A 12,211-nucleotide genomic window follows, 5' to 3' on the forward strand; every position below is an offset into this window, starting at 1 on the left:
CGCTTCCGACAGGTAGGGTCGGGGGGGCCTGAACGGAAGGGACACTCCCCATGCCCAAGTTGAGCTTCATCGTCGGCCTCACGGCTGGCTACGTCCTCGGCGCTCGCGCCGGCAAGCAGCGTTATGCCCAGATCAAGAAGGTCTCGGGCAAGGTCTGGCAGAGCAAGCCCGTCCAGAAGCAGGTCGCTGCCGTCAAGGAGAGCGCCCGCACCAAGGCCGCCCCCGTCGTCGCCGACTTCGTGGCGGACGCCGCCAAGGCAACGAGCGAGAAGCTGCGCGCCTCCAGGACCATCCCTTCCCAGGTCAGCAACGGGCGCGACCGCTCCACCGCTGGCGACCCGTGGGTGGCGTCACCCACGACCCGCGGCGACGACCCCTGGGCCACGGCCACCAAGCGCTGACGCTTCACCCCTCGGCCTGACGCCCCCGAGGCCGAGCAGCACGAGCGAAGGCACGGTCCCGGGCCGGGCCAGGTCGGCGAGCAGCATCGCGGTGCCCGCGACACCCGTGGCGAGCGAGACGTCCCCGTCGGCGCCCTGCAGCCCGGACGGCCACTCCTCGGGGTCGGTCGGCGCGACCCGGACCTGGGCAGCGGCAGCTGCGACGGCGCCTTCGCGGTGTTCAGGTACCCCGAAGACGTCCGCCGCGAGCGCGACGACGCCCGCAGGTCCGCCGACCCCGTGACAGAGCGTCCAACCCCCAGCGACAGCATCCACCCCGTGTGACACCGCCCGGTCGGTCGCCTCGTGCATGGCAGCTCCGCACCTCTGCACGGCCATCTCGGCCTCGGCCCGGGTCGTGTCGAGCGACCACGGCACCTCGAGACCCGCGGCCGCGAGTTCGAGGATGCGCAGCCTGACCGCACCGGCCCCCGCCGCGCCATGGCACCACAGGTCGGGCCAGGTCACGTCTCCCTCGCGCAGGTCGGGCCACCCGCCGCGGGCCGGATCCGACCAGGACGACTCCCACGCCAGCGCCTCGCCTGCGAGCTCGAGGGCCGCCGGCGCGACTCGAGGCCACACGACGGCCGCCTCGACCAACGCCCACGCGATCCCTGACGCGCCGTGGGCCAGACCGCACAGGGGCCGGCCGGACTCGCCCGGCAGCCGCGGGTCGGGCCAGCTGCGACCCCACCCCTCCTCGCGCGAACGGTGGCGCAACTCGGCGACGATGCTGGCCGCGTGACTCCCGTGGCGGCGGACTCGGGCCAGCGAGAGCAGGATCCCGGCAAGACCGTCGGTGAGGTCGCTGCCCCCGGACCATCCGGCCGCGACCCGATCCCCCGCACGGGCCAGGACGTCCACACCTGCCTCCCCCACGAGGAGACCTGCAGGCGCGTCCCGGTCGGTGGGGCGCGCCTGCAGGAGTGTTCGGGCTCCGGACGCGGCGAGCTCACTCGCGTCCGGGCGGTGAAGGGCGGTGCCGAGATGGGTCAGAGCCCACACCACCCCGGCATCGCCGTCATAGAGGGAGCGTCGCCCCGCGACCACCCCCATGGCGTGGCCGTCAGCGCCGAGCTCCCACGCTGGCCACGTCGGACCCGCCCGGTCGATGACCGCAGTCCGCACGAGGAGATCGACGCACCGGTGGGCGGCATCGAGCACCCGCTCGCGATCCTGTGAACCTGGGCCTGTCGACATGGCGCTCCCAAGCTCTCGGTCGTTCGTGGCGGCGCTCATGGCGACACCCCAGCGGTCAAGGGCGATCGGTGCGGGCCAGCGGGGTCGAGTCCGCGACGACCGAACTCGGCCGCGACAGCGTCGAGCCACACCCCTTCGGTGAGTGCGTTGCCTTGCAGACCCGCGTATGCCGCCGCGATCGCCGCACAGCGCACCTCACCGAAGCTTTCTCCCGTCCCGGGATCATCGGCCCACGCGACGCCGTCGGCGAGGCGTTCGGTGAGCGGGGGCGGCGTCCCACCGGTGAGTCCGACCACGGCGGCCACCACGCTGTCGCGGTCCATCTCGCGCGTTGGGCCGGCGATGTAGGTGACGACGGCATCGGGGCGGGCGAGCCCTTCGGGCGTGGGTGCCAACTTGAGCAGCCACGAATCTGCCTCTGCGAGAACGCTGGTCACGGCATGGACGAGCGGTGCCCCAGCTCCGGGAAGGGGCCGGAGGTAGACGCGCACGAGCGGATCCGGGTGGTGTTGCGGATCCCACCCAGCCCCCCACGTGCGCCACCACCCATCCTGGACAACGGCACCGAGCCGGCGCGGGCAGCGCACCCTGTCCCCGACCCGGGGCGGGAAGCCGGGGCGACCGCTCGTCGTGACGTACTCCCCACGACACAGTGCCCTTCGACCGCGCGCTGTCGCCACGACGACGACTCCGGCGATGCCCGTCGCGAGCACCTCGACCTCGTCCCCGGCCCAGTCGGACAGGCCGCGGTGGGCCGCCCGGGCAGCCGAAGCGGCCGGCGGATCCCAGCGACGGGACGCGGAAGTGTGAGGCGAGCCGACGGCATACCACTGGCGGTAGAGCAGTTCGGCGGGTGCGCAGTCGTCGGATTCGTGACGAAGGACGGCGTATGCCGCGAGCAATTGATCGGCGTGGTCGCGCCGCCATGCGCTCATGGCGTGACCTCCGAGGCTGCCGCGACGGCCCGCGCCAGGAGACGGGTCACGTCGGGAGCCCCGTCCTCACCGTGGGTGAGCGCGACCTGCCAGGCCGTGAGCAGAGCGCGCACGCACCGCCACGGTGCGGTCACCGCAGCGGGTCCACACGCGGCCCAGTAAGCATCGAGGCAGAGCTTGGCAAGGTCGTCCCCGACCGGCGAGAGCTCGCCGAGCAGGGCCGCCGCGGAGGCCAGATCCATGTCCGGACAACCCTTCCCGCCGAGCTCGAAGTCGACCAGCCCCACTCGCACGTCCCCCGACGGCGAGATCCGCACGATGACGTTGCCGGGCGAGACGTCGCCGTGGATGAGGTGCGTGGGGCGCCACTGCCTGCGCGCCGCATCGAGGGTTCGCCGGACCGTGGGTTCGGCAAGAGTGTCGAGGATCGGGCGGGTTTCGGCGCGCTGCTCCCCGCCCTCCATCGACGTCGGGAGCCGGTCGAGCAGCGGCCACGGGCGTGGGGCGTCCGGAACTCCCGCACCCCCGCCCCCCTCGGCGACCTGGTGGCAGTGCAACCGTGCCAGGGCACGGCCCAGGTCGACTGCAGCCGGCCGGAGAACCGCCGGGTCGTGGACCGTCGCAAGCTCCACACCGGGCAGTGGAGTCATCCACACCGACCCCGATCCCCCCTGAAGGATCGGGGTCGGTGCGAGCTGGAGGGGCGCGATCGCGCCCAGGAGTGCCGCCTCGACCGCGACGGTGTCGTCACCGTCGAGGCGGGCGGCTGCCCCGGCCTGCTTGACGTAGCCCACGGGGGCACCCTCGTGCTCGATGACGTGCACAGCGTTGCTGCGCGACACCGCGCGCACGCGGACCCGTCCGGCGCGGACGTCCGCCACGGGCACGAGCCCGTGACGGACGGCCGCACCGAGCAGGCTGGGGGAGGAAGCCACGGTCAGGCCCCTCCGCCAGGGGTGCCGGACCCGGGGCCGCCGGATCCTTCTGAGTCGAGTGCGTCGATCTCCTCGAGGGCGGCAAGGTAGCCGCCCCAGTAGGCCTCGTCGGCCGCGGACTCGATCTCGGCAGCGGACGCTCCATAGCCGCCGCCACCACCGCGGAACCACTCCTCAATCGGGGGTCGCTCCCAGTCGCCACCACAGGCACGGGTCGGCAGGTTGCAGCCCGGCCGCGTGTACTGGAGGTCGCAGATCGGGATTCGAGTGACGTCGCACGTCGCCGGTCGCGTGATGAAGTCGCAGATCGCCGGCTTCGTGACCAGCGTCGGGCACAGGGCCGGGATCCTGGTCTTGATCGTCGGACAGCTGAGGTCGACGCGCGTCTTGAGGCAGATGACGATGCGCGAGTTGAGACAGGTGCTGATGGGTCGCGTGATCGGCACGACAGCCGGGACGAGCAGGTCCACGCCGAGTTCGTCGAGGACGGCCTGCACCGGGTTCGCGAAGGTCATCGACCCGTCGTTGCTGCCGGCGAAGAGGAGCCCGACGACGTTGCGCGAGTTGTCGAGGACGACCGACCCGGAGTCACCGTGGTCCGAGAAGCGCGGGTTGCGCGCCGTGTCGGTGTCGATACGGATCTGGTGGCGGAGCGTCTGCGACCCCACGTCACTGCCGTAGTTGATGGTGACGGTGAAGTCGGTCGACGCGACGGTTCCGAAGGTGTGCTCGGTGGTGCGTCCGCGCTTCTGCACGGCCATGCCGACGGTGGCCGGCGTGCTGCCGGCGACATCACCCACGCCCGTGACCGTGGCGGTCCAGGGCTCGGTCGTGTCGACCGTGATGACGGAGCCATCGACGTTCTCGGAGAGGACTGCTCGCGTCAACGACCCGAACTCTCCCGTCGGTGCGCCACCGTCCACGAGGGACGGCTGGACCTGGCGGTCGCCGACGCTCCACGTGTTGTTGACGCAGGCGACGTGGAAGTTCGTCAGCGCCATGGTGGCCCCGCTGGCCCGGTCACGAACCATCGCGCCGAGGGTGCCGACAAAGACATAGTTGCCGGGCGCGGGTACGTCCGGCGGAGAGAGGAAGACACTGCGACGCGGCCCGATGCCGATGCCACCGGCCAAGGTCGGGTAGTCGGCCGGGTCGACCTGCAACTCCCCGTCGACGAGCTGGCGGTAGGCCGGTTGCAGCTCGATGACGAGCTCTTGGACGTCGGTCTTGATGCCGTCGATCTCCTTGGGGATCACAGCACCCTTGGCAAGCTTGGACGTCGGCTTCTTCTGCTCGACGAAGACGACGATGCTCAGCTCGCCGGTCTTCTTGCCGTCGGTCTCCTTTTCCGCGATGTCGACGGCGACGACTCCCGGCTTGGCGATGAGCTGGTCCTCGACGGACTCCTTCACCGGCCTGATGGCCGCGCGCTGTGCGGCCTGTTCGTGCTGTGTTGCCATGGCGTGCTCCTAGAGGTGATGCGGAGCCGCCCCTGCGCGGCCCCGACGCAGACAAGGAGTGCGCCTGCCCCTGCCAGATACGTCCTGGCCCAAAGTTTTGGCGGCCGAGAAGGTCCGCAGAAGAAGTTCTGGCAAACGTGTATCTGGATCGCTCCCCAGAACTCCTTTCCCTGTGACCGGACCAGTCCCTACGCTGAGTCGACGGCACCAGCCGACGGGGTTCAGCAGCGAGCTCACGGAGCATCCACATGGCACATGACGACCGTCGCGAGCAGAAACCGCGACGCATCCCGCCCCTCTTCATCCCCGACACTGCTGTGCGACGTCTTGGGGCGCGGGTCCTCGACCCGGCCACTGCCGCAAGGGTCACGGGTGACGCGATGCCCGAGCCCACGGCATACATCGGAGACGTTCTGATCGTCCCCGGCATCGTGGGGCGCTCCGCGGACCGCGGACTCGGGGTCCTCGAGGGTGTTGCCAAAGAACGTGGGTATGCCGTCGTGCCCCAGGACGATCCGTCCCTCACCTTCGCGACCAGGAACGAACTGCTCGACCTGCTCGACAAGGTCGGGCACACGGTGGTGCGCCTCATCCCGCTCGACGAGGGCGACCGGGATCGCCGGGTTTCCACCACCCCCGTGGACGCATGGGAGGTGCTGCAGGCAGCGCGGGCAGCCGATCAGGCCGCCGTGGCCGGCATCGGCCTGTCCCACGTCATGACCGCCAGCGGCTGGGGTCAGGGCGTCGGTTGGGGTCAGGGTGTGGGCTGGGGTCAAGGCGTCGGCTGGGGTCAGGGCGTCGGTTGGGGTCAGGGCGTGGGCTGGGGTCAGGGCGTCGGTTTCGGTCCGGGCGACCGCATCCCGGTGGTCTGGTCGGCTCCGCCTCCGGCGCGATCCAAGGGCGGCCCCGTGGTCGCGACACTCGACACCGGACTGGGGGAGCACGAATGGTTCGTCGAGGGCGACGGTGCGGAGCGCCTGCCCGAGCCCCTCGGAATGCCTCACGAGGACGACGGCGTGACGATCGACCTTGTCAACGGTCAGCTCGACCCGCTCGCGGGTCACGGCACCTTCATCGCCGGAGTGGTGCGCCAGCACTGCCCGGACGTCACGATCCTCTCGGTTCCGGTGATGTGGGGTGACGGGGTCGCCGATGAGACTCAGGTGGTGCAGGCCCTCGCCGGTCTGTGTCTGCGCCAGGAGCTTGCACTCCGCGCGGACGGCGATCCGAGTTCAGCGATCGACGTCGTAACCCTCTCCCTCGGCTACCGGCACGAGACCCCGGGAGCCTTCGACGACGAGCAGGCCCTCTTCCGGGTCCTGCGGGGTCTTGCCGAGCTCGGGGTGACGATCGTGGCGGCGGTCGGCAACGACGCGACCGACGTCGAGTTCTACCCTGCGGCCCTGGCCTCCCAGATCACGACGGGCGCACCGATGGTCAGCGTCGGCGCGCTCAACCCCGACCGCCGCACGGTGTCCATCTACTCCAACACCGGGGCGTGGGTGCTGGCCTACGCTGCCGCGACCTCGGTCGTGAGCACCATGCCGACCACGTTCAACGCGTCCCGCCACAGCGAACTGCTCCGGCAGGCCAATCCGGCCGTCTTGCCCAAGGTGCCCACCCGTGGTGCCCCCGACTCCGACGACTACAGCGGTGGTTTCGGTCTGTGGAGCGGGACGTCCTTCGCCGCACCGGCCCTCGCCGGTGACATCGCCTCACGGCTTGGGACCGACCAATCTGCTCCGGCTGACAAGCGCAGTGAGCGGGCCCGCGAGATCGTTGCTGCAGCTCTTGGGTCCGCGGCAAAGGCCATCGAGGATCGGCCATGAACGCCGGCAGGGTGGAGCGGACGGATCGCGCCGGACACACCGCTCCCAGTCTCGCGGCCACCGCGGCAAAGGCCTTCTCGCTGCATCGTTCCGGCGACTCGAGTGCCATGGCTGGCCTGGTCGACAAGGTGACGCCGCTGCTCTGGCACACCGCCCGATCGCAGGGTGCCGACGCCGCGACCGCCGAGGACGTCGTGCAGACGACCTGGCTGCGGCTCGTCGAGCACACGGACGACATCAGCGATCCGCAGGCGGTGCTCCAGTGGCTGCTCATGACCACGAAGCGGGAGGCCTGGAGCTCCGTGCGACGCGGGCGCCGGACAGTGCCCCAGGAGCCGTGGGAGGAATCCCCACCGACCGACCCGACGGGGCCCGCCCCGGTCATCGACCCGGTGCTGGCCACCGAGGACGCCGAGTCGGCACGGACCGTCTGGCGTCACGTCGAGAGCCTGCCCGAGCGCTGCCAGCAGCTGCTCCGCCTCGTGGCCTTCGTCGACCGCCCGGACTACGGGGTCGTGAGCGCTGCGCTCGGCATCCCCGTCGGCAGCATCGGACCAACCCGCGGTCGCTGTCTGGCGAAACTACGGTCGGCCCTCATGTCCGACCCGACGTGGGAGGTGACGGCATGAACGCCCCCCAGAACCGCGACGAGGCCCTCGCCGCGCAGCCGTTCGACCCCACCGACGAACGCACCCTCGCGCTCATCCGCACGCACCTCGAACTCACCGACCCCGTTCCGGTCGACCTCACCGAACGCGTGAAGTTCGCGATGACGGTGGCCAGCCTGGAGGCCGAGATCGCCCACCTCATGAACGACAGCGCCTTGGCTGGTGCCACCCGCACCACGGAGTACGACCGCGCATCGACGGTCACCTTCGAGAGCGCCGGCCTGAGCATCATGGTGACGCTCGAGCCCGTGGGGAACGACCTCACCCGGGTGCGTGGCTGGGTCACGGCACCCGGCGCAGACGTGGAGCTCCGCGAGCGCTCGCGCACCCAGGAGGCGACCTCCGACGACGAGGGACGTTTCGTCTTCGAGCGGGTCGAACACGGCACCGTGCACCTCGTCATCCGGCGGACCGATGAGCCGGGCGCCCGCCCGGTCATCACGCCGGGGATCGAGATCTGAGAGGACGTCTCGACGACACTCGACGCAGCTCGCGAACTCCACGCCCGGGGCCGGTCAGAGAACACTGCCGGTCACTACCGGCGAGCCGATGCTGCCCTGACCCGTGCCCTGGCGGCGTTGGAGAGCCCCGACGCGGAGTGGCTGGACACCTCGGAGGTGCTGCCCCTGCGCGCCAGGATCCACATCACTCGGGCCATGTCGCGCTTCGGCATCGATGGCCCTGAAGCGGGGTTGGCCGTGCTCGATGACGTCCACCGGATGCTGGAGGGGAAAGCCCCGACGGTGCTCGGGGCCATTGCCCACATCCAGGCCGGGGCGATCAACGTCATGGCGTCGAACTGGGGCGCCGCCCTGACGGACCTCGCCCAGGTCGAGCCCCACCTTCACGAACTGGCCCCGCACGAGCAGTGCGCGACGTTGATCAACCGAGGGTTGGCACATGTCTCGCTCCACCACCTCGACCGCGGCCGTGAGGATCTGGAGGCTGCGGTGGCCCTGGCCGTGGCGCACTCCCTGCCCATGGAGGAGTTCAAGGCACGGCACAACCTCGGCTGCCTCGCCTATCTCGCCGGAGACATCCCCGGCGCGCTGCGCCTCATCGGCGAAGCAGCCGAGATGGACGTCGGCATCACGAGCGCGCGCGGCCACCTGGACCACGGCAAGGTGCTGCTGGACGCGGGACTGGTCGACGACGCCGAACTGGTGCTCACCCGTGGTTTGGACGCGGCCCGCCACGACCAGCAGCCCATCGAACGCGGCGAGATCCAGCTCGACCTCGCCCGGGCGGCCCTCCTGCGTGGAGAGCTGAGTCAGGCACGCTCCTGGGCAGGGCGCGCCGCCCGAACCTTCCGGACGAAGCACGCGGCCAGTCGCGCGGACGAGGCCGAGCTCCTTGGCGCAGCGATCGACATCGGTTTGGGGCGCAACCTCACTCGGGCCGCCTCCGTCGCGGAGCGCTGGTCGACTCCGGTCCCGGTCCTGCCCAACGAACGACTCGGCACCCGCATCCGCGCCGAGATCGCTTTTGCGAGGCACGACCTCGAGACGGCTCGACGCGAAGTGTCCAGCCTCGCGGGCACGACGTCCGTGCCTCTCGGAGTCTTCCTCCACGAGCAGCTGCTCGCGGCGCGCATCGCCACAGCGGACGGTGACCGCGACCGCGCCGCGTCCCTGCTCTCGGCGGCGGCCCAGAGGTTGGCCCGCGACCAGGGCTCCGTCCACAGCCACGAGATGCGGGCCGGGCTGGCCCTTCACGCGGCCCGCATCCGCGACGCGGACGTGGCGATCGCCACCGACTCGGGTTCCCTGGAGGAACTCTTCGACGCCACCGAGCGGTGGCGCGCCGCGTCGTTGCGGTCGGCCCCCATCCGCCCGCCCGACGATCCCGAAGTGGCCGAGCTGGTCGGGCGACTTCGCCAGTTGCGGCGCCGACCGGGCGCGAGCGACGTCGCGGCCGGTGACACACAGGGCACCTCCTTCGAGGTCATCCGGCTCCAGGGCAAGATCTCCGAACGCCTCCGACGGACGGCCGGCCCCCGCGCCGACGCCGACGTCCAGGCCATGACCCTCATCGACACGCACGCCCTCGTGAACCGACGCCGAGTCACCGTCGTGACGTTTCACGAGGTACGCGGGACGGTCGTGCGACTGGTCGTGGGCGAGAGGGTCCACCAGAGCGTCATCGGTCCAGCGGTGGACGTGGCTGCCGCGACCAGTCGGGCCGTCGCCGATGGGCGGGCCGTCGCGCTGGCTCGCCCGTCGATGGCCACCTTCCTCGCCAGGGCCCGCGCATCCTCCTTGGTTCGGGTCGACGAGATGCTTCTGGCCGGTCTCGAGCTCGACCGACCCGTCGTCATCGTGCCGACGGTCGGCCTCGCCTCGATCCCGTGGCGGGCGCTGCCCTCGCTCGCGGACGTCGCGGTCATCGCAGCACCGTCGGTCACCGCGTGGGCACGCCGCAGCACCACCGCCGTCCGTGTCCCCGACGTCGTCGCCCTCGCCGGGCCGGGCCTCCACCGGGCCCACGAGGAGGTGAGCGGTGTCGAAAAGGCGTGGGGGCGGCATACGCGAACAGCTTCCGGAACCACCAATACGGCGTATGCCGGCAGCGCAGACGTGCGCACCTCGCTCGCCTCCGCGAGTGTCGTGCACCTTGCGGCGCACGGACACCACGTCGACCAGAGCCCTCTGTTCTCCAGCCTCGACATGGGCGACGGGCCCGTCTTCGCCCACGAACTGACGGCCCCGCTCGCCGCGGAACTGGTCATCCTTTCGGCCTGCGACGTGGGCCGAAGCCGCGGACGCGTCGGCGACGAGCCCCTCGGGCTGGCCGCTGCGCTCCTCAGCCTCGGCGTGCAGACCGTGGTGGCCGCGACGAACCCCGTGCCCGACGACGTCGCAGCCGCGTCGATGACCGACCTGCACCAGCGGCTCGCGGCCGGCACGGACGTGGCGACGGCGCTGCAGCAGACAGCGGCGAATGTCGCTGGCGCAGAGGCGTTCTGCGCCTACGGCAACACGTGGTCGATCAGATGAAGAGGGCGGGCTCGTTGAACAACGCCTCGTAGGGGTCCTCGCCCGGATGGTGCGGGAAGCGGATGACGGCGGGGATGCCCGTGGCGATGGCTCCGTCCGGGATGTCCTTGACCACAACGGAGTTGGCGCCGATCTGCACGTCGTCGCCGACCTCGATGGGTCCGAGGATGCGAGCGCCGGCGCCAATCGTGACGCGGTTCCCTACGGTGGGGTGGCGCTTGATCTTGGCCAGCGAACGACCGCCCAGTGTGACCCCGTGATAGAGCATGACGTCGTTGCCGACCTCAGCCGTCTCGCCGATGACGACACCCATGCCATGGTCGATGAAGAAACGCTTGCCGATGGTCGCCCCGGGGTGGATCTCGACGCCGGTGACCGCCCGAGTCACGGTCGACAGGCTGCGTGCGACGGGCTTGAGGTGCTCACGCTTCCAGAGCTTGTGAGCGAGCCGGTATGACCAGATCGCGTGCAGGCCAGGCGAATTCAGAACGAGGTCCGAGCGGGACGCCGCAGCCGGATCGCGGGCGATCGCGGCGTCGACGTCCTCCCGAACGCTCGCCGCGGCCCGCTGGACGCGGGACCGGAGGCGAGCGAACGGCATACTCGAAAGCTTCGGAAGGTCAGTCAACGAGTCCCTCGAAGAGGATCGTCGAGAGGTAGCGCTCGCCGAAGCTCGGGATGATGACGACGATGGTCTTGCCCGCATTCTCGGGGCGCGTGGCCACCTGGTTCGCGGCGGCGAGGGCGGCACCGGACGAGATGCCGACGAGGAGGCCCTCCTGGGTCGCGGCCTTGCGCGCCCACTCGACTGCAGTGCCGGCGTTGATGTCGATGACCTCGTCATAGACGCTCGTGTCGAGGATCTCGGGGACGAAGTTGGCGCCGATGCCCTGGATCTTGTGCGGGCCGGGGGTGCCGCCGTTGAGGATCGCGGACTCCTCGGGCTCGACGGCGATGATCTGGACGTCGGGCTTGCGCTCCTTGAGGACCTGGCCGACGCCGGTGATCGTGCCGCCGGTGCCGATGCCGGCGATGACGATGTCGACCTTGCCGTCGGTGTCGCGCCAGATCTCCTCGGCGGTCGTCTTGCGGTGGATCGCCGGGTTGGCCTCGTTGGCGAACTGACGGGCGAGGACAGCGCCTTCACGCTCGGCGACGATCTCGTCGGCCTTGGCGACGGCGCCCTTCATACCCGTGGACGGGTCGGTGAGGATCAGCTCTGCGCCGTAGGCCCGCAGCAGGGCGCGGCGCTCCTTCGACATCGACTCGGGCATCGCGAGTACGACCTTGTAGCCGCGGGCCGCGCCGACCATCGCCAGGGCGATGCCGGTGTTGCCCGAGGTGGCTTCGACGATGGTGCCGCCCGGGGGAAGCTCGCCCGACGCCTCGGCAGCGTCGACGATCGCGACACCGATGCGGTCCTTGACCGAGCTGGCCGGGCTGTAGAACTCGAGCTTCGCGGCCACGGTCGTGCCCGAGTCACCGGTGTCGATGATCCGGTTGATGCGCACGAGGGGCGTGTTGCCGACTGCCTGGGTGACGTCGTCAAGGATGGGCATGAGTTCTCCGTGTCGGTATCGGGGGGCCGCCCCAGCAGGGCCGCACTTATGACTATTCAAACATTGAGTTATCAATCAGCACAAGCAATGGGTGGGGCCGCTCGTCGCCGGCGAAAATGCGCAGCTGTCGAACGAGCACTTCAGCGGCTCGCGCAGCGCCTCGTGAGTCGCGACACAACCGCTGCGAGA

11 protein-coding genes are annotated in these 12,211 nt (G+C 70.6%); 5 read left to right on the plus strand and 6 right to left on the minus strand.

Annotated elements, in window-relative coordinates; translation table 11 throughout:
• Positions 1 to 50: 50 nt before the first annotated feature.
• On the plus strand, positions 51 to 401 hold the full coding sequence (locus tag ACFQRE_RS00235) for a protoporphyrinogen oxidase (RefSeq protein ID WP_380117572.1): 351 nt from the start codon (positions 51 to 53) through the stop codon (positions 399 to 401).
• On the opposite strand, the gene ACFQRE_RS00240 is transcribed toward ACFQRE_RS00235, so the two are convergent.
• The 4 genes from ACFQRE_RS00240 to ACFQRE_RS00255 are packed head-to-tail and all read right to left on the minus strand — an operon-like array spanning position 351 to position 4,970.
• The gene (locus ACFQRE_RS00240) at positions 351 to 1,679 is read right to left on the minus strand and encodes a lanthionine synthetase LanC family protein (RefSeq protein WP_380117574.1); all 1,329 of its coding nucleotides are present in this window, start codon (positions 1,677 to 1,679) and stop codon (positions 351 to 353) included. The two genes, ACFQRE_RS00235 and ACFQRE_RS00240, sit on opposite strands and share 51 nt — an antisense overlap.
• On the minus strand, positions 1,676 to 2,575 hold the full coding sequence (locus ACFQRE_RS00245) for a T3SS effector HopA1 family protein (protein WP_380117576.1): 900 nt from the start codon (positions 2,573 to 2,575) through the stop codon (positions 1,676 to 1,678). The genes ACFQRE_RS00240 and ACFQRE_RS00245 overlap by 4 nt, the downstream gene beginning before the upstream one ends.
• Positions 2,572 to 3,510, minus strand: coding sequence for a phosphotransferase family protein (locus ACFQRE_RS00250; protein ID WP_380117578.1), 939 nt, complete (start codon positions 3,508 to 3,510; stop codon positions 2,572 to 2,574). The genes ACFQRE_RS00245 and ACFQRE_RS00250 overlap by 4 nt, the downstream gene beginning before the upstream one ends.
• A gap of 2 nt (positions 3,511 to 3,512) precedes the next feature.
• A complete protein-coding gene (locus tag ACFQRE_RS00255; RefSeq protein ID WP_380117580.1) occupies positions 3,513 to 4,970 on the minus strand; it encodes a hypothetical protein in 1,458 nt (485 codons plus the stop codon).
• A gap of 248 nt (positions 4,971 to 5,218) precedes the next feature.
• Here ACFQRE_RS00255 and ACFQRE_RS00260 point away from each other — a divergent pair, with 248 nt between their 5' ends.
• The 4 genes from ACFQRE_RS00260 (at position 5,219) to ACFQRE_RS00275 (ending at position 10,463) form a co-directional block, all read left to right on the plus strand.
• Positions 5,219 to 6,799, plus strand: coding sequence for a S8/S53 family peptidase (locus tag ACFQRE_RS00260; RefSeq protein ID WP_380117582.1), 1,581 nt, complete (start codon positions 5,219 to 5,221; stop codon positions 6,797 to 6,799).
• Positions 6,796 to 7,428, plus strand: coding sequence for an RNA polymerase sigma factor (locus ACFQRE_RS00265; RefSeq protein WP_380117584.1), 633 nt, complete (start codon positions 6,796 to 6,798; stop codon positions 7,426 to 7,428). Before ACFQRE_RS00260 ends, ACFQRE_RS00265 begins: the two co-directional genes overlap by 4 nt.
• Positions 7,425 to 7,928 carry a hypothetical protein gene (locus ACFQRE_RS00270; protein ID WP_380117586.1) on the plus strand — a complete coding sequence of 168 codons (504 nt, stop codon included), beginning with the start codon at positions 7,425 to 7,427 and terminating at the stop codon, positions 7,926 to 7,928. The genes ACFQRE_RS00265 and ACFQRE_RS00270 overlap by 4 nt, the downstream gene beginning before the upstream one ends.
• A 117-nt stretch (positions 7,929 to 8,045) precedes the next feature.
• A complete protein-coding gene (locus tag ACFQRE_RS00275; RefSeq protein ID WP_380117588.1) occupies positions 8,046 to 10,463 on the plus strand; it encodes a CHAT domain-containing protein in 2,418 nt (805 codons plus the stop codon).
• On the opposite strand, the gene cysE is transcribed toward ACFQRE_RS00275, so the two are convergent.
• A complete protein-coding gene (cysE, locus tag ACFQRE_RS00280; protein ID WP_380117590.1) occupies positions 10,456 to 11,064 on the minus strand; it encodes a serine O-acetyltransferase in 609 nt (202 codons plus the stop codon). The two genes, ACFQRE_RS00275 and cysE, sit on opposite strands and share 8 nt — an antisense overlap.
• Positions 11,065 to 11,083: 19 nt before the next feature.
• A complete protein-coding gene (gene cysK, locus ACFQRE_RS00285) occupies positions 11,084 to 12,022 on the minus strand; it encodes a cysteine synthase A (protein ID WP_380117592.1) in 939 nt (312 codons plus the stop codon).
• Positions 12,023 to 12,211 lie beyond the last annotated feature (189 nt).

Source organism: Knoellia pratensis (genome assembly GCF_042666395.1).
GTDB classification, from domain to species: domain Bacteria; phylum Actinomycetota; class Actinomycetes; order Actinomycetales; family Dermatophilaceae; genus Knoellia; species Knoellia pratensis.

What these genes read in the sequence shown, in the direction of transcription:
- ACFQRE_RS00265 (WP_380117584.1), top strand. Translation starts at nt 6,796, where the DNA reads ATGAACGCCGGCAGGGTGGAGCGGACGGATCGCGCCGGACACACCGCT.
- ACFQRE_RS00240 (WP_380117574.1), bottom strand. Translation starts at nt 1,679, where the DNA reads ATGAGCGCCGCCACGAACGACCGAGAGCTTGGGAGCGCCATGTCGACA.
- cysE (WP_380117590.1), bottom strand. Translation starts at nt 11,064, where the DNA reads ATGCCGTTCGCTCGCCTCCGGTCCCGCGTCCAGCGGGCCGCGGCGAGC.
- ACFQRE_RS00255 (WP_380117580.1), bottom strand. Translation starts at nt 4,970, where the DNA reads ATGGCAACACAGCACGAACAGGCCGCACAGCGCGCGGCCATCAGGCCG.
- ACFQRE_RS00260 (WP_380117582.1), top strand. Translation starts at nt 5,219, where the DNA reads ATGGCACATGACGACCGTCGCGAGCAGAAACCGCGACGCATCCCGCCC.
- cysK (WP_380117592.1), bottom strand. Translation starts at nt 12,022, where the DNA reads ATGCCCATCCTTGACGACGTCACCCAGGCAGTCGGCAACACGCCCCTC.
- ACFQRE_RS00245 (WP_380117576.1), bottom strand. Translation starts at nt 2,575, where the DNA reads ATGAGCGCATGGCGGCGCGACCACGCCGATCAATTGCTCGCGGCATAC.
- ACFQRE_RS00235 (WP_380117572.1), top strand. Translation starts at nt 51, where the DNA reads ATGCCCAAGTTGAGCTTCATCGTCGGCCTCACGGCTGGCTACGTCCTC.
- ACFQRE_RS00270 (WP_380117586.1), top strand. Translation starts at nt 7,425, where the DNA reads ATGAACGCCCCCCAGAACCGCGACGAGGCCCTCGCCGCGCAGCCGTTC.